The 25454-nt window shown below is 39.5% G+C and carries 20 protein-coding genes; 3 read left to right on the top strand and 17 right to left on the bottom strand.

Features of this window, described 5'->3' with window-relative positions:
• From ABDV71_RS15850 to ABDV71_RS15780, 15 genes are all read right to left on the bottom strand, one after another.
• Positions 1-1446: a sialate O-acetylesterase gene (locus ABDV71_RS15850; RefSeq protein WP_343534261.1), complete on the bottom strand. Its 1446-nt coding sequence runs from the start codon at positions 1444-1446 to the stop codon at positions 1-3.
• Between the two features lie 55 nt (positions 1447-1501).
• Positions 1502-2923, bottom strand: coding sequence for a sialate O-acetylesterase (locus ABDV71_RS15845; protein WP_343534259.1), 1422 nt, complete (start codon positions 2921-2923; stop codon positions 1502-1504).
• A gap of 1 nt (position 2924) precedes the next feature.
• Positions 2925-3278 carry a hypothetical protein gene (locus ABDV71_RS15840; RefSeq protein WP_343534257.1) on the bottom strand — a complete coding sequence of 118 codons (354 nt, stop codon included), beginning with the start codon at positions 3276-3278 and terminating at the stop codon, positions 2925-2927.
• Positions 3279-3281: 3 nt separating this feature from the next.
• Positions 3282-4196 carry a DUF5017 domain-containing protein gene (locus ABDV71_RS15835; protein WP_343534255.1) on the bottom strand — a complete coding sequence of 305 codons (915 nt, stop codon included), beginning with the start codon at positions 4194-4196 and terminating at the stop codon, positions 3282-3284.
• Between the two features lie 11 nt (positions 4197-4207).
• The gene (locus ABDV71_RS15830) at positions 4208-5785 is read right to left on the bottom strand and encodes a RagB/SusD family nutrient uptake outer membrane protein (protein ID WP_343534253.1); all 1578 of its coding nucleotides are present in this window, start codon (positions 5783-5785) and stop codon (positions 4208-4210) included.
• 8 nt (positions 5786-5793) lie between these two features.
• Positions 5794-8961: a TonB-dependent receptor gene (locus tag ABDV71_RS15825; protein WP_343534251.1), complete on the bottom strand. Its 3168-nt coding sequence runs from the start codon at positions 8959-8961 to the stop codon at positions 5794-5796.
• 81 nt (positions 8962-9042) lie between these two features.
• A complete protein-coding gene (locus ABDV71_RS15820) occupies positions 9043-10236 on the bottom strand; it encodes a T9SS type A sorting domain-containing protein (protein ID WP_343534249.1) in 1194 nt (397 codons plus the stop codon).
• Between the two features lie 75 nt (positions 10237-10311).
• Positions 10312-12102, bottom strand: coding sequence for a T9SS type A sorting domain-containing protein (locus ABDV71_RS15815; RefSeq protein ID WP_343534247.1), 1791 nt, complete (start codon positions 12100-12102; stop codon positions 10312-10314).
• 28 nt (positions 12103-12130) lie between these two features.
• Positions 12131-12808: a hypothetical protein gene (locus tag ABDV71_RS15810; protein WP_343534245.1), complete on the bottom strand. Its 678-nt coding sequence runs from the start codon at positions 12806-12808 to the stop codon at positions 12131-12133.
• Positions 12809-12970: 162 nt separating this feature from the next.
• The gene (locus tag ABDV71_RS15805) at positions 12971-14827 is read right to left on the bottom strand and encodes a glycoside hydrolase family 32 protein (RefSeq protein ID WP_343534243.1); all 1857 of its coding nucleotides are present in this window, start codon (positions 14825-14827) and stop codon (positions 12971-12973) included.
• A gap of 111 nt (positions 14828-14938) precedes the next feature.
• Positions 14939-16906 (bottom strand): VCBS repeat-containing protein, encoded by a 1968-nt coding sequence (locus ABDV71_RS15800; RefSeq protein ID WP_343534241.1) that lies wholly within the window; start codon positions 16904-16906, stop codon positions 14939-14941.
• 85 nt (positions 16907-16991) lie between these two features.
• Positions 16992-17930 (bottom strand): dihydrodipicolinate synthase family protein, encoded by a 939-nt coding sequence (locus ABDV71_RS15795; RefSeq protein WP_343534239.1) that lies wholly within the window; start codon positions 17928-17930, stop codon positions 16992-16994.
• Between the two features lie 42 nt (positions 17931-17972).
• Positions 17973-19544 carry a sodium:solute symporter gene (locus ABDV71_RS15790; protein WP_343534237.1) on the bottom strand — a complete coding sequence of 524 codons (1572 nt, stop codon included), beginning with the start codon at positions 19542-19544 and terminating at the stop codon, positions 17973-17975.
• Between the two features lie 408 nt (positions 19545-19952).
• The gene (locus ABDV71_RS15785) at positions 19953-20336 is read right to left on the bottom strand and encodes a DUF3037 domain-containing protein (RefSeq protein ID WP_343534235.1); all 384 of its coding nucleotides are present in this window, start codon (positions 20334-20336) and stop codon (positions 19953-19955) included.
• Complete coding sequence (locus tag ABDV71_RS15780; RefSeq protein ID WP_343534233.1) at positions 20314-21120, bottom strand: HipA family kinase; 807 nt, start codon at positions 21118-21120, stop codon at positions 20314-20316. The genes ABDV71_RS15785 and ABDV71_RS15780 overlap by 23 nt, the downstream gene beginning before the upstream one ends.
• 279 nt (positions 21121-21399) lie before the next feature.
• Between ABDV71_RS15780 and ABDV71_RS15775 the strand changes: the two genes are divergently transcribed.
• From ABDV71_RS15775 to ABDV71_RS15765, 3 genes are all read left to right on the top strand, one after another.
• A complete protein-coding gene (locus ABDV71_RS15775) occupies positions 21400-22017 on the top strand; it encodes a phosphatase PAP2 family protein (RefSeq protein WP_343534231.1) in 618 nt (205 codons plus the stop codon).
• A gap of 287 nt (positions 22018-22304) precedes the next feature.
• Complete coding sequence (locus ABDV71_RS15770) at positions 22305-23183, top strand: helix-turn-helix transcriptional regulator (RefSeq protein WP_343534229.1); 879 nt, start codon at positions 22305-22307, stop codon at positions 23181-23183.
• Positions 23183-23617, top strand: coding sequence for a DUF983 domain-containing protein (locus ABDV71_RS15765; protein WP_343534227.1), 435 nt, complete (start codon positions 23183-23185; stop codon positions 23615-23617). The genes ABDV71_RS15770 and ABDV71_RS15765 overlap by 1 nt, the downstream gene beginning before the upstream one ends.
• Before the next feature lie 93 nt (positions 23618-23710).
• On the opposite strand, the gene ABDV71_RS15760 is transcribed toward ABDV71_RS15765, so the two are convergent.
• Entirely contained in the window at positions 23711-23890 is a 180-nt protein-coding gene (locus ABDV71_RS15760) for a hypothetical protein (protein WP_343534225.1), read from the bottom strand.
• Between the two features lie 221 nt (positions 23891-24111).
• Positions 24112-25362 carry a GTP-binding protein gene (locus tag ABDV71_RS15755; protein ID WP_343534223.1) on the bottom strand — a complete coding sequence of 417 codons (1251 nt, stop codon included), beginning with the start codon at positions 25360-25362 and terminating at the stop codon, positions 24112-24114.
• Between the last annotated feature and the right edge of the window lie 92 nt (positions 25363-25454).

Genomic DNA, 25454 nt, shown 5'->3' with positions numbered 1-25454 from the left:
TTATTTTTTGCCGTATGATGGCGCAAACCAATCATCGGTTCTAAAGGAAGAAGCGGGCAAACCTTCCGTGTTATACAAATCGCCCATTACCCACATTTTGAAACCATAACGTGCGGCTATTGGCTTCTTTACCTGATCTGATTGTAGAATCACTGTATTCCCTTTAATCTGTGCTTTAGCTGGATGAAATACTTTATCTGTTCCAGCCAGTTCAAAATTCACACTAGGCGTAGTAAAAGCTTTCAATCCCTTTTCGGCATTATCAAAACTAAGGGTTAACTGATTACCTTTTACGGTAAAGCTTTTATAACTTGGACCTGCATAAGCGATTTCCTTAAAGCCATAGGTTTGATTAAGCGCAATGGCTGCTAAACGCTTGGCTACGGCAGGTTTATTGGCCGGATGGATTACTTTTTGCTCACCCGCATCTAAAGTAACTGACATAGCGGTATTAGGCACAGCAAATTGAGTATTATACTGCATTTCCCTAAACAAGGCCGAAAGTGAAATTTGCTCTCCATCTTTTACTGATTCGTTAGGTGCCAATTGCACATAATAAAATGGAAAATCTCCTATTCCCCAACGTGTGCGCCAATCTTTAATCATCACTGGAAATACCTTCGCATAGAAATCTGGCTCACGATGGTTATGTTCTCCCTGATACCACAATACGCCTCTTATTCCGTAGCCAACCAAAGGATTGATCATTCCATTGAACAAGGCCGTAGGCGCATTTCTATCTGTTTTGATTACCGAATCGGGATGCTTTAGCTTGTATCGATTTTCCTTTTCAAAATCTTTGAAGGTTTCTGCACTCATCCACGATGAAATATTTGTACCGCCCCAAGCAGATTGGATAATGCCTACAGGCACTTTTAATTTCTGCTGCAGTTCTACCGCGAAGAGATAACCCACAGCACTAAAAAGACGAATTGCCGCTGAATCGGCTACTTGCCAATTGCCACGCATATTATCTACAGCGATTCCTTTTGCCTCTTTAATGGTTCTAAACACATGAATGTTTTTGTTAGTGGCATTTTTAAAGATTTCCGAGGAGTTTAACACGGGCTGGTCTTTAAAACCTTGCACTGGCATTTCCATATTCGATTGTCCTGAAACTAACCAAACCTCCCCTATCCATATTTCCCTTAATTGGAAGTTATTGCCATCGTTAATGGTGATGGTGTATGGGCCGCCTGCTTTTGGAGTGGCTAATTTTGTTTTCCATTTGCCTTCGGCGTCGACGGTAACTTCGTATTTCTTTTTATCCCAAGAGGTGCTAATGCTCAATGTTTTTGAAGGATTACTGCTTTTGCCCCAAAAATTCACTTGAGATTGTTGCTGTAACACCATTCCATTGGCAAAGAAGCTAGGTAAGATAACTTTTGCACTGCTCCAACTGGTCATCAGCAGACATACCAAAACTGAGGTGATGATTTTCTTCATTTCTATTTTCTATTCATTTAATTCGATTACTTCAATCTTATGGCAAGTAGCTATACTACTTTGGTATTTCCCAGTTATCCGTTCTGAATGATGAAGCAGGAAAACCTTCTGTATTGTATAAATTACCAACTACCCAACCTTTAAAGGCATAGCGTACAGCTACAGGTTTACTTACTTCTGCGGCGCTAATTTCAATGGTATTCCCTTTGATTTTAACAGCCGAAGCGGGGTAGAACTTTTTATCGGCACCTGCAATTTCAAAATTGGCGTTATTCTCTTCACTAAACTTCAAACCTTTTTCGGCATGGTCAAAACTTAAAATGGCTGTGTTTCCTTGTACGTTTAATGCTTTATAGGCAGGGCCTTGATAAGCCAATTCCTTGAAACCATAATTTCTGTTGAGTACCATCGCCAGCATTCTATCTGCCAATTTTTCCTTATAAGGTGTGTGACTTACCTTTTCACTACCCAAATCTACATTGACTACCATACCAGCATTTGGAATTGAGGTTGAACTATTCAATTGTGCTTCACGTAAGAAAGGGCTGTAAGCTATCCAATTTTCTGGCTTAGGATAAGGTGCTATCTGCACAAAGTAAAAAGGGAACTCGCCATTATCCCATCGCTTGCGCCAATCGGCCACCATTACAGGAAAAAGCTTGGCATAAAGTGCAGGATAACGTCGGTTATGCTCTCCTTGATACCAAAGCATCCCCTTTACGGTAAAACCAATCATGGGACTGATCATGCCATTAAACAAACTGGTTGGTGTGCCTTTATTCTCGATGGCTTCGTTTTTCTCTTCGGGTATTTTCACCTCCGATGCGAAAGGCGCAAGGCTTTCCTTACTCATCCAAGCTTCAATAGGTGTACCTCCATAAGCTACCTGTACAATTCCAACGGGGATATTCAATTGTTTTTGGAGTTTAAGTGCAAAAAAGTAGCCTAATGCACTAAACAATGGCGAACTGGTAGGGCTGGCTTCTTGCCATCTACCTCTTAGGTTATCAGTGGGTATTCCCCAAACCTTGTGCTGGCTCCTAAAAAACCTGATTTGATTGTTGTTGGCATTGGCAATGGCTTCTGGTCCGCCATGAATAGGTTGTTCGGCACCCATCCCACGCAGGCCCATTTCCATATTGGATTGACCTGAAATGAACCAAACTTCTCCAATGAGAACGTCTTTGATGCTCACCAAATCACCATCGTTGATGTTAATCTGATACGGTCCTCCTGCTTTTGGGGTCTCTACCTTGATCTTCCAGGTGCTATCGGCATTGGCTTTTATCTTATACTCTTTTTTATTCCACGAAGTGACTACATTTACAGATGCTCCAGGTGTTGTTTTACCCCAAATGGCGGCATTGCTTTGCTGCTGCAAGACCATTCCGTTACTAAATACGTAAGGCAATATTACTTTTGCCTGTGCACTACCTAACCCCAATATGAATGATAGGGCTACTAATATCTTCTTCATTTTAACTTTCTGATTTCTCTTCTTTCACTTTCTTGTTAAATTCTTCTACTTTTTGCTTTTGTTCATCAGTCAACACTTCCATCATTTGCACTTTGCTTTTGTCGATAAGTTTACGTTGTTCCAGCTTTTTATCGCGGTCCGAAAGTGAAACATCTTCATTAACTTTTTTACGCTCATCCATCACTGCCTTCCTGATTTCCGTAATCTTCTTGATTTGCTCGGCACTGCAACCAATTTCTTTTAGGCTTTGGGCGTTAAACGGGAATGAACTGTATTTACGAGGCGTATCTTGTGCTTGCAAGCCTATATTGAGCAATAGTATGCAAGCGATGCTTAAAATGAGTTTCTTCATCATGGTTTAAGGAGTAATATTTAGGGTAATTTCTTTTTTGATTTGTTTGGAGCCTTCGGTATTGGCATTAGCGGCTATAAAAGTTGCTTTATAAGTTCCTGGTTGCTGATAGATATGCGTATAGTTTTGCACACTTTGACTACCGATACTCTTAATTGGTTTAGACTTGTCAGGTAAATAAGTGATAAATCCATCAAAAAGAATGGGATACGTAATGATCCAACCTTCGGTATCAACAGAAGTATTGGTAGCATTGCCCATAAATTCCAAGTAAGCGCTGGTGATACGTACCCTATTGGTTTCGTAATTGCTGCTAGTGACTACGTTCCAACCAGCACTTCCGCTAAGGGCTTTTTCTTCCGAAGAAATGGCTGAAGCTATGAGGAACGAAAAATTGGTTACTCGCCAACGGGCACCTAATAAATTTCCTGCATTTTGCTTTGCTTTGGTTTTGTATCGGAACCCGATGTAAACAGCTTTTCCTTTGGCTAATGCATCATTTACACTTACTATTCCCGAGTTAACTTCGGTATTAGCCGTAGCTAAAGTTAATCGGCTATTTAAAGGTACCCAAGTTGCGGCTTGTACATTTTCCAGCGTGTAAATGCCATTAAAATCAGAAGAGGCCAATACTTCAAATTGATTTGACTGTCCAGCGGCAAGCACGCGGGTGGTAAATGATAATGCACTGGTAGCTGGCATTACTCTACCTTGCACGTAATTATAATCGTTACCTACTTCTCCAGAATAAAAGCTTACAATATCAGGATCTCCACTTAAGTTGAATTGCACTCTTTCGCCCACTTTGTAAGTGGCGGCAGAGGCCTTTACATCAAAAACTGGCTCACTAATTGTTTTTTCTTTATCGCAAGAGGCCAAACATAAGCCTAATAAAACTGCGTATAGTTTCGTATTTTTCATCATCCTAAATTTTACCATCCATAGTTTTGAACCAACAATCTGTTTAAGGACATTTCATATGCAGGAATAGGAAACACCACATCTCTGGCCGAAGCACTTTTGAAAGTTTTAGCACCATGTTTGAGGTTGTCAGGAACGATGTCCTTTCCAAAATCAGCTTCTACCGTCTTCATTTTATTTACCAATAATCCCCATCGAACTAAATCACCTTTTCGGACAGATTCGAAAGCTAACTCACGACTTCTTTCATCTTGCAAGGCGCTTAAAAAACTAGCTTTTCCCATTCCTGAAAAATCAATGGTCGCATCGGGGGTATTGATATCTTTTCCATAACCTCTTCTTCGTACTTGGTTAACGGCGTTGTAGGCGGCTATGGTTGGTATTCCATTTACTTCTGTTTCGGCTTCTGCATACATGAGCAACACATCGCTGTACCTCAACAGCGGATAGTTTTGTGGGGTAGAAATGATTGACTTAGGAGAAACTACTTCATATTCGCGACGCCATTTACCAGCGTTACGTTGGTAAATTTGTGTAGCACTATAATTAATTTTTGTAGGTGGCGTGCCACTGTATCTGAAAGGGCCGATGGTCCAATCGCGACGTAAATCGGCGTCTTCATATCTTCGGTATAAGGTAGCTGTGGTATTAATATACCCTAACACCCTACCTACTACAGGATCATCGGTAGAATTAGCGATTCCCAATACACTGCCTACCCTGCCCGATTCGGTATAGGCCTCGGCATCGTTGCCCCAAAACTCCACTTCCCAAATGCTTTCTTTAATATCGTACTTATCTTGGGCATAGTTGATGAAAATCTGTTGGTACGATGGGTTTAAAGCATGTTCTCCTGATGTGATTATTTTTAAAGACCATTTTCTGGCTTCTTCATATTTGGTTTGGTCTCTTAAAGGATAACCTGCCCAGTACAGGTATACTTTGGCCAATATTCCCCATACGGCCGATTTATTGATTTTACCTCCAAAACCTACTTCAGTAGCACTTTTCACTAATGGCTCGGCGGCTAACATGTCTTTTTCTATTTGCTCGTAAACTTGTTTGGATGGTGTACGGGCAATTTGTGTATTGCCAATAGATTTGGTTGCCATGGTAATTAAAGGTACATCGCCAAAGTTGGCCACTAAAAGGAAATAATAATAACCTCTTAGGAAAAGTACTTGTCCTTTGATTTCATTTCTTTTGGCTTCATCCATTTGCGGACGATGAATATTTTCCAATAAAAAATTGGCCCTATTAATGCCGTCGTACAAAGAGGCCCAAAAGTTTTGAACAGTTAAGTCGGCGGCTTCCACATCATAAGTGATGGGTCCTGTTACCAAGGTAGAACTACGTTGAAAGCCTTCATCTGCATCTAGGCCCATGCGACCATGCATATAATTACCATAAAGTGCCGAACTGCCCAGTACATCGTAAACACCTATAAGTGCTTTGTTCAGCTGTACTTCTGTTTCGAAGTATTCTTCGGGCAGTATCGAATCCTTAGGTTTAACATCCAGAAATTTGGAACAGGAGCTGACCAATACTATTGTTAACAGTGTTATAATGATTTGATATTTTCTTTTCATAAAACCTCCTAAAATGATGCCTGTAAACCAAATACAATTGTTTTGGGTAGTGGGTACGCCGAGTAATCGAACCCTGGAGTAAGTATGGTATTGCGTACCGAAACCTCGGGATCCATCCCCGAATATTTGGTCCACGTAGCCAGATTTTGTCCTGATGCGGTGACCTGCAACTTACTTAGTCCAATTTTTGCCGACCATTTAGCTGGTATGAGATAGGCAAGAGCTACTGTTTTTAACCGTAGGTATGAACCGTCTTCGATGGTTCGCGAAGAGTAAGCTCCTAGTGGTCCTGAACCACCCGCCCTAAACATGGTATTACTTGGGTTGGTTGGCGTCCATCTGTTTTGGTAAGCCGCAAATTGGTTTACATTGTTGCGGTTAATTTCATTGCCTTCAAATACTACCCTATTAGCATTAAAGATGTTATTACCGTAGCTCCATTGCAACAGCGTACTTAGGGTAAATGATTTGTATTGAAAAACGTTAGCAAAACCACCTGTATGCTTCGGCAAGGTTCTACCAATGACCACCATATCTTGGTCGTTGATGACCATGTCGCCATTCATATCCTTATATTTAACATCACCTGGCTGAATGCTTTCTCTATCAGTGCCGTTGTCTGTAATTCCTGATTTTAGTTTGTAGCTCCCATCTGCCATTTGATTAAAATCGGCATATTGATATACACCATCAAAAGCATAACCGTAGAACTGCGAAACTGGCTGGCCTACCTTGGTGAGATATAAAGGAGTAGCGTTAAAGGTGCTGGTCCACGATACGCGACTTAAGAAAACCTCCTGGTTGTCGGCCAATTCCAACACCTTATTTTTATTGAAGGAGATGTTGAAATTACTGGACCACGAAAAGTTCGCATTTTTGATATTAATGGTAGATAAGGTAAACTCCCAGCCTTTGTTTTGTACCTTTCCAATGTTCCTGTACACTTTTGAATAGCCAGTAGTGGTAGGAATATCGGCATTGAGCAACAGGTCTTTGGTGTCTTTATTATAATAGTCTACGGTTAGGTTAATCCTATCTTTTAGTAGTGAGATGTCGGCTCCTAAATCTAATTGTGCGGTGGTTTCCCAAGTTAATGCTGGGTTTCCCAAATTACTCAACCAACTGCCCAACTGCGGGGTTTGATTTTGGAAAGAATAGGCATTTGCCATAGGATAGCCAATGGTTGACAGATAAGAGAAATCGCCCACACGATTATTCCCCGAAAGACCATAGCTCACTCTGAACTTGGCATTACTAATAGCTTTGATATTCTTAATGAATTTTTCGCGACTTGCCAACCATGCCAAACTTGCTGCCGGGAAATAGCCCCAACGGTTCTCCGGTCTAAATTTAGAGGAACCATCAGCACGCATGCTAAATTCTACCGTGTATTTGGATTTATAGTTATAGTTAACCCTTCCCAATGCCGAAAGCAAAGTGTTTCTGGATTCCATAGCTCCTACCTGATAAGGTGTACCCAATGCCAAACTTGGCATACCTAAACTTTCATCGGCAATGCGACGAGTGGCAAAACCGTAGGAAGAGGTCTTTACTTCTTGCATGGTGAAGCCTATAACCGAATTGATTCGATGCACTTTGTTAAACTGCTTGGTATAGCTCAGCGTATTTTCGTTGGTCCAGCTAAATCTCGAAGGAAAATCAATAGCTCCATTAATTCCCCTGGCCGTATTACCATAAATATTGATATTACCTCTGGAAGTTTTGCTATTATAAAATTCTTCAACCCGCGAATTTCTATTGTTAATGCCTCCAGAAATCTTAAAATCTAATCCTTCTATGATATTGAAATTGACGAAAGCATTGGCATTAAGGTTTTGTATTTTATTGCTATTATATTCATTGTTAGCCGACATCACTGGGTTTATTCTCGAATCGGTAGAGAGCTGGATGGTTGGATCCAGTAGGTCGTCTTCTAAATTTTCGTCAACATTTCCGGTAACCGGCCTATAGCCCCAAGTACCAAATAGTAAATAACTGGTTGCTTGCGCTCCGTTGCTATCAGCATTGGATGCGGCTACTCGTTGCCCGTAAGCTTCTTGACTACTATAATCGGCCCGCAGCCTAAAAGTAACTCGCTTAGAAAAACTTTGGTCTAGGGCCAAACGACCTTGATAACGTTTAAATCCTGTATTGATGATCATTCCCTGCTGATCCAGAATGGCTGCCGAAATCATGTATTTAGACTGTCTGGTACCGCCGGTTACACTAATATTGTGCTGCTGGTAGGCGCCTGTTCTAAATACCGCTTCTTGCCAGTCAATTCCTTTGATATCCTTATAACTATCTAAGGTGCGACCATTAATGAGGTAAGTGCTGTTTGCTCGGGTTGGGTTAAATTCCAACTGGTATTTTACAAACTCGTAAGGGTTCATCAAATCCATGCGTTTGTCTGTATGTTGCAAACCATAGTTAAGCTGATAGCTAAACGAAGGTTTACCTTCTTGCCCCCTTTTGGTTTCAATTACGATTACCCCATTAGCTCCTCTAGCTCCATAAACTGCAGTAGAAGCTGCATCTTTTAAAATGGTAATGGAGGCTATATCATCTGGGTTAAGGGAACTTAAAGATGGATCTTCTACCGGAAAACCATCAATGACATATAAAGGGGCATTGCTCTGGGTAAGCGAATTCCCTCCTCTGATCACTACGTTCATTTCGTCACCGGGTTGACCATCGTTCGCAGATATTTGTAGTCCCGCTATTCGCCCTTGCAGGGCTTGTTCGAAAGAGGTTACAGGTGCCTTTTTCATTTCTTCAATATCTACTTTGGCTACCGAGCCCGCTATTTCATCCTTTTTAGCGGTACCGTAACCAATAATGATGACGTCTTCCAACTGGGTGGCTATTGATTTTAGGGCGATGGTATTTCCACTGATTTTTCTTACGGCAATGCGCTGACGTTGATAGCCCATGTGGGAAATCACCAAAGTATCTGCTTCTGAAAGTATGATAGTGAAAATACCTTCTTCATTGGTTAAGGCCGTTTTCTTTTTATCCAAAACGGAGCCGACTACTACTCCTCCCAAAGGCTCATTTCTATCGGCATCTATGACCTTAAGGGTAATTGCTTTAGGTACTTGCTGGGCTTTCACAGGTGTAAAAAGACAGCTCAACAACAGAAACAAAAGACCTATTGATGTTAATTTTTGCTGCATATCATTAATGATAAATGTAATTTTTAGGCACAAAACCTCTAATTCATTTTTAAAAGACAAAAAACAAACTGACGCTTTTCTCTACTTGATTAACTTGGCCGTTTGGCTGATATTGGCCGATTTGAGGCTGACCAGATATAATTTACCTTTAGTCAGTGTGACATTGTCTATCTCTAATTGGTTGGTTCCTTTGTTTAATAGCAGTTGTCGTTCAACAATTTTGTTTCCGCTGATATCTATAATAGAAACATTGGCCTTTTCGCTTAAGTTAGCCTCCACACGAATGGAAATACCTGCTGCGCTAGGTGCTACGCTAAACAATGAAGAGGTTAAACTAATTTTTACAGGAATAGCATCATAAAGCTTGCTAACTCCGTCTTCATCGTACTGTTTTAGAGCATAATAACTTGTTCCATTTACAGGTTGTTTATCCACAAAGCTATAGGTCTGCTTAATTTGTGTAGTGCCATGTCCTTCTTTTCTTCCAATCACATCAAAACTACTTCCATCTGCCGAACGTAGGATTTCGAAGTGCGAATTGCGCTGTTCTGATGCCGTTTGCCAATTTAACTGTACAGCGTTGGCTTGTGGTTTGGCGGTAAAAGAAGTTAACTCCACAGGAAGTGTAGATAATAAGGAGCCTTCGACTGCGAGAACATTTGCCGTCACACCCGATGTATTTCTACCTATGCCTATATCTGAGGCCGCAGAGCTACCAGCTCCCCAAGCTAACAGGCGTAAGGTTACGGTTGTAGTAGCAGGTAAATTTTGCAAGTTGGTGATAGCAGATAAATCAATGTCTGGTTGAAGCTGACCAACGTTATCGGTACTGGTAAAGGACACATCAGATGTACCAATTTCAAAAAAATCAGTACCATTGATGCTATAGCTCCATCGGTATGTATTTGGTGAATTTCCGGCTGTTGTTGACCCTCTTAATTTAAAGGCTATTTTACTTAAAGATAATTTATATCCTGTAGCTGCCTTAAGATTAACCAAGAAATAATCCTTCTTTGCTAATCCGTCTGCTTTGGTATTACCGGTAGTAGATTTTGCTTTTGCTCTAATAAAATAGCCATATGAGATATCAACGTAACTAGTGTTGTCGCCCCTAGACAGTGAATAGGTTTCTAAATTTGAATGGTTTGTTGTTGCATTAATACTCGATGATTTATCTTGGTTCGAGTTAAAGTCCCAACCTGCGATAACTTGTGCTTTTAAGGTATTGACCGTTAGCAGAGCCAATACCATTAAGGTAATGTAAATTCTTTTCATATAGTTTGTTTTATATTGGTTTATTTAATTCTAAAATGATGAAAAAGCTTTATACTGTTTAACATCAGAACATTTTTATTTTACAAATTTTGTTTGCCAGATTTCTCCCGATTGTGTTTTAACTTTCAATATATACATACCTCTATTTAAATGAACCGGAACTAAAATTTCATTAATACCGCTATTGAAGTTAGTTTGACCTTGATAAAGTGCGTTGCCAGAAACATTATAAACCGAAACATTTGCTTGGTCTGCCCTATCAGTAGTCAATAAGGCTCTAACCGTTGCCTGATCTTCTTGTTGCACCACTGTTAAAGAGGCTTTGGAGAAATTAAATTGTAGGTACTGTACCTCTCCTACTTCTTTAGAATCACCATTGATATCTGTTTGTATAAGTTTATAGTAGTTTTCTCCTAATGGCCTGTAGTCCGTTAACACATATTCTTTAGCTGTGTTGGTAGTACCACTTCCATTGATTTTACCAATGCTTACGAATTTTTGATCATGACCTGCCCTTAACACGTTAAAGTGACTATTGCTGTTTTCGGAAGAGGTAGACCAATTTAAACGTACCGAATTGATTTGTTTAGTTACTTTGAACGAGGTTAAAGTTATGGGCAGCGTTGTGCTTACATTACCTCTGATATATAAACTGCTAAAATCTGTTGTATTATGGGTAAATCGGCCAAAACCAAAAGCGGCTGCCGCAGAAGCATTGCCCCATATATAAATTTTCAAGGTAATGCTTTTTTCAGATGGTATATTCTTCAAAGCGTTAACGCCCTGTAGATCCAAATACATATCCACACCATCAGCCCCAGCAGCAGGTGCAGGAAAAGTTCCACTGGCACCTATATTTACTTCCGGTTCCCCGTCGATACTATATTTCCATTGATATGTTGTAGGTCCCGCAGCTGTCCTTCTCACTCTATAAAGCAAAGAAGATAAGGTCTTATAATATCCAGAATTAGAATTTAATGTTATTTGATAGTATTCATTTGCGGCTTCCGCATCTGCTAAACTGGTTGAAGTTGCCGCCAGGGTAGAAGCAAATGCTCTTTGGTATGCTGCTGCTGTTAACCCTGCTCCTCTCGATAGTGTATAGGAACTTAGGTTTGCATCGTGGTTGGTAGCAGAAACCGGATCAGCAATTGGATTAGTAGTTGATGCCCCTAAAGTAGCCCATTGCCATGAAACTATTTGTTTATCTGTAGACAATGTTAACGGTAATGTAGTTGAAAAACCTCTCAGCATTAAAGAAATAGATCCTTGCGTAGATGAAGACTTACCAATAGCAGAAGTATTATTACCTGTTGTGCCTAGCCCTCCCCATCCGTATAACCTGAATATTACTTCCGTATTTGCTGGTATTCCTTGTAAAGCACTTACAGAACTTAATTCTAAAGTAGATTGTGGTATACCGGTATCATTTGAGGAATCGTAAGCTGGAAAATTTCCATCCGCAGTACCCAAAAGAATGAAATCGGCATCCTCTGGCCTTTTATAGGCCCAGCGATATTTTGTGGCCCCTAATGAATGTGATCTTAGCTTCACATCTATTCCCTCTAACGATAAATATGCCGTGGTACTTTTAACCTTGAATTCTACATAAGCATTATTAGCTTTTGCATTTTCGTAACTATTGGCACTTTCTACAAATCGAATAGAGAAACCGTATGAATATCCTCCACCGGCTCCTGCGCCAGCTCCCCTAGTTAAAACGGAGGCGTCGACATCAGGATTGTTATATGTTGAATTGTAGGAAGCTGCAGTAGAAGTGTTGTTAAAAAAATCCCAAGCAAGTATTTGTCCGCGGGCAAAAACTGTGTTAAAAATTAAACATGCAATGAGTAAAAGTTTCTTCATACGCTTTATATTTAGTTAGTTTGGTTATTTATTTCTTGCTGACGGTACCTTCGAGCATTAATGCGTTACTGCCCTTTGCATCTGATTTCCCAAAACCAAAAGCTATGGCCTTTCCCTGGTTGGTTAAACCACCCCAAGCGTATAGGCGTAGGGTAATGGTTTTATTTACATTTTGAAGTTCTTTGATTTTAGAGAGGTCGATGGGTGCTTGGGCAGCTCCATTATTATGGATCGATATGACGTCGGCACTTTCTCCTATTTTGATAAAGTTCTTACCGTCGAGGCTATAGGTCCACTGGTAAATATATGCGGATTGCTCCTGTCTTCTTAAGGTTGCCTTTAAACTGCTTAAAGAAGCTTGATATCCTTTTTTAGGTTTCACCTCAAACTGGAAATAGGATTCTGATTTTTGGGCTTCGTCAAAGTTTTCATCAACTCCAAAATTACCACTAAAGCCTCTGCTGTTACCTTGTTTGGGGAGCACGCCTTTGCCCCTGGTAAGCAATGAAGTTTCTAAAAACTCATGGGTAGTGGTTGAATTAATACTAGGCTCAACTCCTTTTGTGGGCGCTGGCAAAGCAAATTGCCATGCTAAAATCTGCGCTTGCGCAATGTTTCCAAACAGCCATAAAATGGTCAGCAAAAAAAACTTCCTAGCAAAAAAATACTTGCAGCATATTGCCACCAAAGACGGTTTCCTTTTCATACAGTATCGCGGGAGTTATATTCAGTTATTTAAAGTTACTGCACTGCGACACTGTTATTTTGCCTATTATTCGCTAATGTTTATAGGATATTGTCATTTACAATCTGTTTGTTTTTTATTAGTCATTTCGAGAAGTTAAAATGCTTCAACTATGTAAGCCGTTTATTCTATTTTCCCATTCCAGTTTTGGTCATTGGCTTCCTTCAACTCATAAGCACTTACGGTATTGAGCACGGCGGTTCCACCTTCCGCAAATGCACTAATCCTATCATTTTCTTTGTTAGCATAAAAAACCCTAACTTCTGCTATTTTTCCATTACCAGCAAATACCTCTATAACCCCCTTATCAATAAAAATGTGGAATTTAATTTTTCCATTAATCGGTTGTAAGGGAATTGTTTCTGCTTTCGTTCCGGGCAATAACAGTTGGCCATTTTGGTATTTAATTTCAAAGCCATGATTACCCTGGTTGTCGCAGCGTAGTTTTAATCCAAATGCCTTGGCGTTACCTATTTCAAATTCAGCTTCAAGTTCTAATACATCTCCATTGATTGATTCTAAAATCTTATCGACTGAATTCAAGGTCAAATTGTTCAATTGTCTTTTATTTTTTCTTAACGATTGTAGTGCTGGTAAAGGATTCAGTAACGGATTTCCATCTTTGTCCAAGGTCAATACCCGAGGCAATGCTAAACAATCTTTCCAACCCTTACCATTTTTAAATCCTTTTACCAGTCCGAACAAAATTTGATTCCCCTTTGGATCCGTTAAGCCCTGAGTGGCATAAAGCTGATTATTCCCATTCAATAAGCCTGTTTTTTCTATTTGGAAGACTGCTTTATTTGCATCAAAAGTCCCTATCGCATATTCAACTGGGTTTTGGGGCGAAACGATGAGCATCCACTTATTTCCAAAGCGATAAAAATTGGGACATTCTGGTTCTCCTTTGGTTTTATATATTACATTTCGAAATACCCAATCATCCAATTTTTTGTTGGTGGCCTCGTACACACTCACACCTTGATCGGTAGTCAACAATACAAAGGTTCTTCCTTCGGTCTCAAATAAAAACGGATCACGCCACATCTTTCCCGGATTTTCACCTCCTTTGGGATAAAAACTAATCATAGGTTTGGGCGAATAATTTTTCCATTGTAAAAAATTATTATCTATAGCCTCTCTTGCCCATTGCTGTCTTGCTTCGCCTGGTGCTGGCACTCCGGTATAAAACAATAATGTTTTTCCATTTGCCATTTTAAAAGCATCGCCTGAGTAGCATTGCAATTCTCCCAATTCCCAGTTTGGCCACAACGCAATAGGTAATTGTTCCCAGGTAACCATGTCTTTACTACGGGCATGTCCCCATAACATATATCCTCCACCAGTAAAATCAGCTAATGGATTATGTTGATAAAATAAGTGGTAGTAACCATTGGCATAAAATGTGCCGTTGGGATCATTCATTCGTTGAGAAGGTGGTCTGAAATGATAAACTGGCCGATTCTCGTCTTTAGCTGCCTTTGTTAAATTATCGGTAATATGTTTGATTGCAAAAGCTTTGGCATTTTCAACTTCCGATGAAATCGTCCCTGTAGTTGGTATCTTCGCTTCATCTGTTTGGATAATATTGGTTACACGTACAGTTTTTTCTGGCTTTGAGTTCGCATCTACAATTTGAAGATGTACTTTTTGGTTTTGATAAGCTGATACATCCCATGTAACCGTGTTTCTTACCTCTTTTCCTTTACCACTTTGGGACCTAATAATTTTTCCATCCAGCCATAGATTTAATGAAGCTCTAAAAGGGTCGTTATCGGCTTCAATATCAAATTGAAGATATTTCTTTTGAATGGTAAATTCATTTGACCTGCCGCTGTAAGAAGGCTTATCACTATTCAATAACAACATAAATTGCTTTCCCAGAGCTTTTTCATCTAAAGGTGAAATTTCGGAAAAACCTGAATTGAATGCTGAAAATACTAGCAACGAAATCCCTAAAATGAAATATAATTTTCTCATTTTACTTGTTGTGTTAGGTTGATATGTAAAATATTAAGATAACTAAGGCCACAGCCAATAAAGCTGATATACCTTAATGGTTAAAACTAAAATGTTCTAAAATGGCAAAGCCTACCAACTCAAATCTTTCCTATCGTAGAACATAAATACGCCCGTTTCTATACCCACCACTAAGTTCATAGGATTGCTACCTGGGCCAATAGCGGCCACACAACCTCCTATTTCATGCCCGCCCAAAGAAATGTTCTGGCCTTTAAACTTCAGTACTTTCGGAAATTCGTAGTTAGGTTTCACATCGGTACCTACATTTTTTAGGAAAAGAATAGTTGATCCGCGTTTTGGTTTCATATTAACAGGAAGTCCAGTTAAGGTATCGGGAATGGATTGTTTGCCATAAGTACCCACCAAAAGATCCTTTACGCCATCACCATCCCAATCTATAATTTCAAATTTCGCACGACCTACGGTACCACCACCCAACTTATTTCCTCTGATATTTTTGTCGCCCATTTTCAGTTTGCCACCATCTTCCAAATTGTATTTGTCCAGCTGCCAATAGAGATGAAATTCATCCTCCTTATCTAGAGTGATATAAGCCATTCTTCCTCCTAATTTCGCCGCACCAGGGCGAGTACGCCAAGTACCATACATATCCATTCCATCGAGGTAAAGCGTATGTTCACGATCCAATTTTGGATTGGTTTTGGTACCAATATTAAGATATACCATAAACTTACCACGGCTATCGCCCGTTAAAATATCCAATAAACCATCACCGTCCCAGTCAATTACATTTGGCGAGGTATATCCCCATCGCGCTTCACCTGGCCCTTGAATATCTTCGCGATAGCCTGGTTGCACATGAATCACTTTGCCGTCGGCCACTAAGGGTTCTGGATCGCCATAAACAGGATGTTGGTTACTGCCAGTATTTTTATAGAAGAATAAAAAACCCATGGAATTACCCGCAATAATGTCCAGTTTACCATCGCCATCCCAATCAGCCACTGATGGCTGCACCAGGGAACCTCCATATATCTTAGGATTTTGTTGTAGTACATGTACAGGCTCGCTCATGACCAAATTACCATTCTTGTCTATTTTCTTGGTGTTTTTATAATAATATACCCCACCTTCGCCAACAGTAATCAAACCTTGGTTTTGTTCATTGTCAAAAAAATAAGCTGGCGATGAATGTACCCCCGGATTACGCAACAAAATACCCTGCTGATCAACAGCATATTTACGTTTAGACAATGTCCCTGCGTTTTCATCAAGCTTGTAAACTAAGATATTGCCCAATCGGGTCCCCGAAAGAATATAGCTATCTTTTGCATTGTTAAACTTCACAAAACCATCAATGGTAAATATTGCCTGGTCAAGTTCAGTTAATTGTTTGATGTTGACTGTTGAAGTTTCCAAACCATCGGCTATGCCACCAAATATGCCCATTTTACGAAGCTCATACGGCCAAAAACCCTCCGCATTATAGGTAATCATTTTTGGAAAATCCTTACCATTGCTAAACACGCCATCCTGTCCAACAGAGAACAAAAACTGCAGTTTGCCATCCTTCAGCGGTACAATGCCAAAATTAGAAAAGCCTCTTGGTTGCCCTTTAATGTTAATGCGCTTTAGTTCAGAGAAGCTGTAATTATCCTTGTTAAATTCAGCGTAACGCAAAGTTTGGCCAAATGCCCAAACACCGTAAATCTTTCCATTTTGATCTTGTACAATCAATCCTCGATTATCGCCCTTATCTTCAAAAGGTACCATAATTTTAACGGGTTCGGCAAAAATAGGTGTACCCTCTGGCGACAGTGTTTTATAAACATACAGATAGGTTCCCCTACCATGTCCATCTGTTCCCTGTAGAAACAAGTCTTTTGGTTCCTTGCTTTTTACCGCGGCAAAGCCCATATTATGACCATTATAAAATGGCAGTGAAAGTCGGCCGTAACCACTTGGATTACCATTTTTAATAGGTTGACCGCTCGTTAAAGCCGGTGCTGCCAACTGTGCCTTTGCAAAATTTAGGGAAAAGCACAAAGCTATTCCCAATGCCAATTTTATTTTCATGATGATTGTTTTCAAAAAAAAGCTCCTACTTCACTTAGCAGGAGCCCAAACCAAAAATAATAATCCATTACAGACCATTTTCGTTTTACGCCAACACGCTGTCGATATTTACTCGCTCCTTTAAGCTGGCGTAGTCCTCAAAAAGTTGGTCAATTTTAGCTTTTACTTCTGCATTGAACTCTCCTATGCCGGTTCTGCGTGTAAAAGTTGAAATTTGTAAACCTCTTTTTTGAAGATAATATTTTGCAACCGTTGGATATACATCGTGCATCACATCCATTTGGTCAATAAAAAACTGTTGTACCAGGGCTACTTCATTTTGTAGGTTACTGCTATTATAATGATTACATAACCATACCAGCAGCTCTGGAAAATAATTTCCCTGTATACAAGATAGCCCTGCAGAACCTGCTTTTAGAGACGCTACCGCATGTACCATATAGGCATCGTAAAGTCCAAAATTTGCAGCGTTTTTGGTAAGCGCAAGCTTCTCTTCGATTTGTTTAATGTCTAAACAGGTATCTTTATGATAGGTTACCCTACCCGTGGCCACCAAATTTCCCAATTGTTTTGGGGTAATAACTCTTTTATAAGGTACTGGACATTCGTAAAAACCCAATGGTATACTTTCGGTTTGCTGTAATAGGCTATGTACATTGGCTTCAAACACTTCATCGCTATCTTTTTCTTCGGCAAGTAATCCAGTAATACCAATCACTGCATCTATCTGGGTATCGTAAATACGCTTCACAAAATCAGCCTGCTTTGCAATTTCTCCACCAAAAGTTCCCGTAGCTACTACCGGCACTTTTCCATCGGCCAATTTCACTATATGTTTTACGGTAGCAATGCGTTCCTCTTCCGAAAGTTCAAACATCTCGCTAGATAGGCAATTGGCAAATAGTCCAGCCGCACCAGCTTCGAGATAAAGTTCTGTCAACTTGGTCAACCCATCAAAATCTACTGCACCATTGTCCTTAAAGGGCGTAAGCATTACTGGGATAAATCCTTTTTTCGTGTTCATGTTATCTTCTTAAAGTCTTCTTAATTCTAAATCAATTAAATGCTATGCTTCTAAAGCTGTCTGTTTGTTGCCTTTTAGCTTGGTGATGATGATTCCAGCTAAGAAAATGGTAAGGGTACCCACCACAATGATCATGTTCTTATGGAATGGGCTTCTTAAAAATTCGTACTGTTCAGGGATAAAATTGGAGAACGTCATCCAAAGAATTACAGCAATACCAATTAAAGTAGCGGTAAAAGCTTCAGTGTTTTTGGCTTTCCTACTGATCATTCCTAGCAAGAACAGCCCCAGCATTCCCCCTGCAAATATGCCCGAAAGCTCCCACCAAATGTCCAGTAAGCTCTTTACCCCAATCATGGCCAAGCCTGTGCCCATACCCATTAAACCAAATATTACCGTAGTGATATGCAAAGTGCTCAAGTTTTGCTTGTCTGTTAAATTTGGTTTGAAGTACCTTTTAAAGATGTCGACCGTAAACACAGTTGCCGAAGCATTCATGCCCGAACTGATGGTACTCATGGCTGCCGACAGGATGGCCGAAACAATTAAGCCCACCAAGCCTACCGGAATTTTGTTCACCATAAAGTGTGGCATTACTTTATCCCCATAATCTGCTGGTTTTAAGGAAGCAGCCATTTCGCTAATTTGAGCTGATGTAGCCGAAGAGGGTAAACGTTCAGCCGCTACTTGGCTTTTGATAATTTCTGTAAACTCTGGGTGCACTTGATAATAAGCGTACAAACAAACGCCTATGATAAAGAACAGTAATGAAGCAGGTACATACAACCAAACACATAACCAAACCGATTTGGTAGCTTCTTTTTCTGTACTGGCCGTATGATAGCGCTGCACATAGTTTTGGTCCATACCAAAGTTATTCAGGTTGATGAAGAATCCGTAGAATAGCACTACCCAAAAGGTGGATTCGGTGAGGTTTGGCGAAAAGCTTCCCAAACTAAACTTATGATCGGTAGTGCCAATATCAATGATCTTAGAAATCCCACCTGGCATATCGGCCACAATAAGATAAATGATCAATAAAGCTCCCAAAGTTTTGATGATTCCTTGCACTACTTCTGTCCAAATTACCGCTTCCATGCCGCCCATTACGGTATAAATGATGATGCTAATTCCCATGACGACCATTACCGTTGACATACTGTAGCCTGTTAAGGCCTGTAGGCTTAAGGCAATACCGAAAAAAATAGAGCCCATACGTGCCAATTGCGTTAACAAAAAGCAGATCACGGCATAAGTTCTGGCCCAAGGTCCAAATCTGTGTTCTAGATGCGAGTAAGCTGATATCCCTCCTACACTGCGATAAAATGGCACAAAGTATTTTGAGGCTACCCAAGCTGCAAATGGCATAGAAATACTGAATACAAAAGCATTCCAATTACCGCCAAAAGCTTTTCCTGGAACTCCCAAAAAAGTATTGCTACTTAAAAAGGTTGCATAAATAGACAAGCCAATTGCCCATCCTGGTATTTTGCCCGAAGCCTTGGTAAATTGCTCGGCACTTTTATTTTTTCGTGCAAAATACACACCTACCAATACCATTGCCAGTAAATACAGCAGGATGATAGATATATCTAAAATGGGAAGGTTTTTCATGAATGTTTTTATATTTGGTTAGGTTTATAAATGTGCCCGATAACCTATCAAGCGAAAGCAAACTTAAACGATTTCATACTAGCTTATTTATAAAATCTTCACAAGCTTATATACGATATTGCCATCATATTTGATAAATCTTGGTATTTAGCCAAAAAGCACGCTATCATCTTAAAATTTTTCTCCTTTAAATGACTTCTATCGTCGCAATTAGGCAACTATAAAAAATTTCAAAATAAATACTACTAAAATAGTAGACTTTATTATATTTGCATCAATGTTCATACAATTTATATTTGGTTGAAAAAACGGCAGCTTGGATGAGTTGCCGTTTTTCTTTATAAAAAAAGCCATCCTCTTAGGGACAGCTTTCATTTTACAACCTACGTTGATATTGAAATAAGGTGTTTAAAGCACTAATGCTTCCATTAACTGATTTAGGGTAACTTCTGGATCAACACAAAAGCCTGGATGCACTTTTGAGCATTGTACTACTGTGCTTCTAGTGGCTGTTAACCATCTGAAACGACTGGCCAAATCTAACATCCCAATAGGTCCAGCAGTTTTACCTCCTTGGCCAATGTTTACAATAGCTTTTAAATTATCCTCGATAACGCTTGCTTCCAATTCGCAGTTTAATGCCTTTAGCCTGTCGGCCTCTACATGAAATGCGGCTTTTAGATATTTGAATTTGGCACAGTAAAGAATAATTCCAACATTGATAAACTCTTCGCGTTCTACCCTAGGCACAACTCGAATAACGGCATACTCAAATAAGTGTCTGTCTTGCATTTTCGGCTTCGTTTACAAAAACTGAAGAATTTTCAATTCGGGTATTTAAAAAGTAGGCATAAGCGTTGCGTTGGGCCTTGGCGCTCTCAAATAAGCGTTCATCCAACCATTCGTCTGGAATTAAAGCCAAAATATCAGCAATCAACTGCGGGGTTAATATCGCTTTCAGTTCCGCATCAACAGCGGCAACTTCACTAGCTTGCGGCAATAGTACATGGTCCTTTACCAATACAAATGGACGTTTGGCCTGTTCTTTCCAGTTTTGCCACGAATGATGAAAATACAGTGATGCACCATGATCAATCAACCAAAGTTCTTTATGCCAATACAACATGTTGGTGTTACGAGCAGTTCTGTCCATATTGGTCAACAAGCAATCCATCCATACTATTTTAGACGCCAAAATTGGATCTATTTTAGTGATGGTAGGATCATAGGTAATCGCACCCGATAAATAGTGTAATGCCAAATTTAAACCTACACTTGCTTTTAAAAGGTCCTGTATTTCTTCATCAGGCTCGGTGCGTCCAAAGGCTTCATCTAAATTAGCGAAAACCAATTCTGGCATTTTTAAGCCTAGGGCTCGTGCAATTTCACCACCTATAATTTCGGAGACTAGCGCTTTATGCCCTTGTCCGGCCCCCCTAAATTTGAGTACATATAAAAAACCGTCATCTGCCTCGGCTATTGCCGGCATAGATCCGCCCTCTCTTAGTGGGGTTACGTAACGGGTCACGTTTACCGTTCTAAGTTCTAAATTTTTGCTTGTTGCTGTATTTGTCATACTAGTTCAAAGGTATTTAAAGATTGCGTAACCGAAAAATTTTAATAGCATCAACAGTTTGTATACACAATCGTAATCTACACGAAGAAGATAGAATGGCTATTTACCTTTGCGTTTCTTTGCGAAAACTTATTAAACCTTCGCGGTAAGATTAAACACCAATAAAAATAATTACCGCAAAGAAAAAAGAGTGACGCTAAGAATGCAAAGAGCTAAACACAAAAAACTCTTATAAAAAGCTAAATTTTGCCGAAATTGCAGTTTAACCAATACTCGACAATGAACAATTCAGCTCGTTTACTTTATAGCATTTTACTCGTCATTAGCTTTGCATTATTGGCTTTTTTTGTAGGTCAACATCCCATTAACAGCTTTGATTTGGCTATTTCAAGATGGGTTCAGCAATCCCATCAACCTATTTTAGATCAGGTGATGATCATGATCAGCGCTTTTGGAAACGTAGCCATTGCTTTTTGCTGTATGGCCATTACGGCTATCTTGTTTTTCGTGTTCAAGTTTAAGCGAGAAGCATGGTTTACCATTGCCATTTCGTTTACGGGCCTGTTTACCTTTGTACTGAAACGCCTATTCAGCCGTCCGCGACCTACCGAAGAATATGTAACAATTATAGAAAATTACCGAAACAACAGCTTTCCTAGCGGACACACACTTTCCTATGTAGTTTTCTTTGGCTTTATGATTTTGTTGATGCGCAGGTTAACCACTGTTCCAAACTATATACGGCGCAGTGTAAGCATCTTTTCCTACCTGATGTTTATTGCCGGCCCCTTATCAAGAATTTACTTGGGAGCGCATTGGTTTACAGATATTTTGGGTGGTTTTTTGATAGGCGCTTTATACCTTTTGCACCTGTATTATTACTATAAAAAGTCCTGAAAAAAGAAATGGAGATAGAACCGAAGTCCTACCCCCATCATCTAAATTAACGCTCTCGAGGACAAATATACGGTAGGATTCCAATAAACCAAAAAAACATTCACTTTTTTTTAAAAAAAATCTTCAACGCCTTTATTCACCCCCTCCTTCCAACAAGCATAAAAAAGTATTTAGAACCATAAAAACAATCATAATTCATCATAAAAAGCATTACAAAAAGTAAAAAATACCATATTAAAAACATAAAACACCATTGTAAGCCCAATAGAATTATCTAATTTTGTTACATGAAATCTAACATTCCTGTTTACGATATACAAAATTTCTCGGCGTATAAAAACGACGGAATTTTGGTAAGCAGGTTTGGACATTACGCCAGGCAACATCAACATCTACACCATGCCCACCGACATAGTTTTTTTCATTTGGTTTTTTTCACCAAAGGCAGCGGCAAACAACAGATAGATTTTAAAACATTTGATGTTAGCCCAAACATGATTTATTTCATGGTTCCGGGGCAGGTACATAGTTGGGATTTTGAGAGTGAACCTGATGGTTATTTGATCAATTTCTCAACCTCTTATTTTAGTTCTTTGCTGCTCAAACAAGAATATTTGGACAAATTCAATTTCTTTAGCGGAAGACCCGAAGAACAGGTTTTGTTTTTGGACAATGCCACTAGCGAAAAGATTACTCTAATTTTTGAGGACATCTTAAAGGAAGGAGAAACGGCAAAAACGATTAATGATGATTTGGTAAGGGTTTTGCTACTTCGGGTTTTTATTGAAGTAGCTCGCACTACCTTCTCAGCTAATCATCAAGAGCTTAATCCCTACAACCATACCATCCTTAAAAATTTCCAACAGCTTATTGAACAAAATTTCACCAAATTGCGTTTGCCCAAACAATATGCTGAACTGCTTTATATTACACCTAATCACCTCAATGCCCTCTGCAATGATTTTCTAGCTACTTCGGCCGGAAAATTAATTAGGGACAGGATTTTATTAGAAGCTAAACGACTGTTGATCAACCTGGATTTGAGGGTATCTGAAATTGCAGAGAAGCTTAATTTCGAAGACCAGTCTTATTTCGTAAAATTCTTTAAAAAATATGAGGGCACTACGCCCGATAAATTTAGAAAACAATATATAACGATATCATAATGGAACACATCAAAAATCATCCTTATTATATTTCTCAATGGCATGCCTTTAGCAATGCCAAATGCCCTAGATGTAGGGTTGGCAATACTTTTACTGGAAGCACCTATGGCTTTAAAATCCAGAAAATGAATGAACATTGCCCTCATTGTGGCTTAAAATTTGAACGTGAGCCTGGTTATTTTTATGTGGCCATGTTTGTAAGCTATGCCATGAACGTAGCAGAAATGGTTACCGCAGGAGTGGCAGCTTATATTTTTGGTTTGGCATTAGAGTATGAAAACCTTTGGTACTTTATTGCAGTATTGTTTGTTACCACCTTGCTGTTTTCACCTTTTAACTATCGTTACTCGAGAATGGTATTGTTATACTGGTTATCTCCAGGCTTACATTACGAACCAGATCGTAGTGCTCCTAAGGAAATAGAAAATCGATAAATAAAAAGGGGAGTTCCACCTGTGCGGAACTCCCTTTTTTAATGACCACTATCAAACGGTCTGGTTATATTTTTGATGGTTGTTGTGTCTGTGTTAAGAAAGTTTCGTGTTTGAGGCACTTTTCTTTTCATCTCTTGCTTGTTTAGCAGCCTTTTCCCTACGCTGATTTACGTAATCTTTTGCTGCTGTTGAAGCATAGTTTCTATCGGTTGATGCTTTAACTGAACGATTGCTATCGTTAGTAGTTCGGTGTAAAAAAGAGTTCTCGGCCATTTCATTAAAGATTTTAGTGTACCAATACCGAGTAAACAACTGAACTACAGAATTGTTTTGTATTTTTTTTTATTTTTTTATAATTAGACTTACGAAGTTTTAAAAACTTCGTAAGTCTTTAAATTCTTAATTCTCTTCATTTCTTAATGTTTCAAAAACTAAACAAAACAAAAAAGGTTGCCTCCAAAAAAGACAACCTTTAAACTAATATGTAAAAAAAATTAATCGGCCAATGCCCTAAACATGGTAGCGCCAACGGTTAAATTGGTACGGCTATCAATTAATATCGCCGAGCCATTTGCTTTGCTGTCGCTATAAAAATCGAAAGGTAAATGATCTGCAGTTTTAAGCACTACCCTTCCAATATCATTTAATTTAAACTCATCTGCTGCATGTTTTTCCAAAGTATTAATATCCACTTTGTACACTACATCAGCTATTTTAACCTTGGTTACTTTGCTGTTGTGCTGCAATAAATAAGTAATCGAAGTATCCAAAGCCTTGGTATCCATCCAACATAAATCGGCTTCAATCAGCTTACTTTCTTGGGGCAGAGCTGACGAGTTCACAATTGTATCGCCTCGGCTAATATCTACATCAGTAGCCAAATGTATCGTCACCGATTGACCAGAAGAAGCTTCCGCCAATTCCTTATCAAAAAATTCGATTTTACTGATGGTAGAACTCGCACCAGATGGCAATACCGTAATCTTGTCGTTCACCTTAAAAGTACCACTTACTACACGACCAGCATAACCTCTGTAATCATGCAACTCATCTGTTTGCGGCCTAATTACCCATTGCACCGGCAATCTTGCTTTCTCCGATTTTTCCTGTACATCAGTATCTACTTGCTCCAAGAAATGCAATAAACTATCGCCACTGTACCAAGCCATACGCTCAGATTGATGTACAATATTATCACCTTTTAGCGCACTCACTGGAATATAAGCAACCTCCTGCAACTTCAGTTCCTCTGCCAAAGATTTATATTTCTGGGTAATGGCATCAAACACGGTTTCGCTGTAATCAACCATGTCCATTTTGTTCACGGCCACTACCACATGCTTAATTCCCAGCAACGACACCAAATAAGAATGCCGAATAGTTTGCTCTACTACACCGTTTCTAGCGTCCACCAAAATAATGGCCAAGTTTGCCGTAGAAGCGCCCGTTACCATGTTTCTAGTGTATTGGATATGTCCAGGCGTATCAGCTATAATAAATTTCCGTTGGTCGGTTTGAAAGTATTTGTAGGCCACATCAATGGTAATTCCCTGCTCACGCTCTGCCCTTAAACCATCCGTTAAAATGGCCAAATCTACCGTACCATCGTCGTTCTTTCTGTTGGCATTTTGGATAGCCTCTAGTTGGTCGGCCAAAATAGAATCGGTATCGTATAACAAACGTCCAATCAAAGTGCTCTTGCCGTCATCAACACTGCCCGCTGTAAAAAATTTTAGTATGTTCATTCTTTTAGTATTTAGATATCAGTAGTTAGTATTTAGATAATTTCATGGTGGACAATCAAATCCAATTACTCAGCCCTCAACTACTAAAAATC

This window comes from Pedobacter sp. (assembly GCF_039594775.1).
Classification (GTDB): Bacteria; Bacteroidota; Bacteroidia; order Sphingobacteriales; family Sphingobacteriaceae; genus Pedobacter.
The sequence above is the reverse complement of the archived record's forward strand: the minus strand, read 5'-3'. Positions and strand labels throughout refer to the sequence as shown.

Bases quoted from the DNA above. Each gene is read 5' to 3' on its own strand.
- ABDV71_RS15825 (WP_343534251.1), bottom strand. From the start codon at position 8,961: ATGCAGCAAAAATTAACATCAATAGGTCTTTTGTTTCTGTTGTTGAGC.
- ABDV71_RS15845 (WP_343534259.1), bottom strand. From the start codon at position 2,923: ATGAAGAAGATATTAGTAGCCCTATCATTCATATTGGGGTTAGGTAGT.
- ABDV71_RS15795 (WP_343534239.1), bottom strand. From the start codon at position 17,930: ATGAACACGAAAAAAGGATTTATCCCAGTAATGCTTACGCCCTTTAAG.
- ABDV71_RS15805 (WP_343534243.1), bottom strand. From the start codon at position 14,827: ATGAGAAAATTATATTTCATTTTAGGGATTTCGTTGCTAGTATTTTCA.
- ABDV71_RS15785 (WP_343534235.1), bottom strand. From the start codon at position 20,336: ATGCAAGACAGACACTTATTTGAGTATGCCGTTATTCGAGTTGTGCCT.
- ABDV71_RS15850 (WP_343534261.1), bottom strand. From the start codon at position 1,446: ATGAAGAAAATCATCACCTCAGTTTTGGTATGTCTGCTGATGACCAGT.
- ABDV71_RS15830 (WP_343534253.1), bottom strand. From the start codon at position 5,785: ATGAAAAGAAAATATCAAATCATTATAACACTGTTAACAATAGTATTG.
- ABDV71_RS15815 (WP_343534247.1), bottom strand. From the start codon at position 12,102: ATGAAGAAACTTTTACTCATTGCATGTTTAATTTTTAACACAGTTTTT.
- ABDV71_RS15840 (WP_343534257.1), bottom strand. From the start codon at position 3,278: ATGATGAAGAAACTCATTTTAAGCATCGCTTGCATACTATTGCTCAAT.
- ABDV71_RS15810 (WP_343534245.1), bottom strand. From the start codon at position 12,808: ATGAAAAGGAAACCGTCTTTGGTGGCAATATGCTGCAAGTATTTTTTT.
- ABDV71_RS15760 (WP_343534225.1), bottom strand. From the start codon at position 23,890: ATGGCCGAGAACTCTTTTTTACACCGAACTACTAACGATAGCAATCGT.
- ABDV71_RS15800 (WP_343534241.1), bottom strand. From the start codon at position 16,906: ATGAAAATAAAATTGGCATTGGGAATAGCTTTGTGCTTTTCCCTAAAT.
- ABDV71_RS15790 (WP_343534237.1), bottom strand. From the start codon at position 19,544: ATGAAAAACCTTCCCATTTTAGATATATCTATCATCCTGCTGTATTTA.
- ABDV71_RS15775 (WP_343534231.1), top strand. From the start codon at position 21,400: ATGAACAATTCAGCTCGTTTACTTTATAGCATTTTACTCGTCATTAGC.
- ABDV71_RS15770 (WP_343534229.1), top strand. From the start codon at position 22,305: ATGAAATCTAACATTCCTGTTTACGATATACAAAATTTCTCGGCGTAT.
- ABDV71_RS15820 (WP_343534249.1), bottom strand. From the start codon at position 10,236: ATGAAAAGAATTTACATTACCTTAATGGTATTGGCTCTGCTAACGGTC.
- ABDV71_RS15765 (WP_343534227.1), top strand. From the start codon at position 23,183: ATGGAACACATCAAAAATCATCCTTATTATATTTCTCAATGGCATGCC.
- ABDV71_RS15835 (WP_343534255.1), bottom strand. From the start codon at position 4,196: ATGAAAAATACGAAACTATACGCAGTTTTATTAGGCTTATGTTTGGCC.
- ABDV71_RS15755 (WP_343534223.1), bottom strand. From the start codon at position 25,362: ATGAACATACTAAAATTTTTTACAGCGGGCAGTGTTGATGACGGCAAG.
- ABDV71_RS15780 (WP_343534233.1), bottom strand. From the start codon at position 21,120: ATGACAAATACAGCAACAAGCAAAAATTTAGAACTTAGAACGGTAAAC.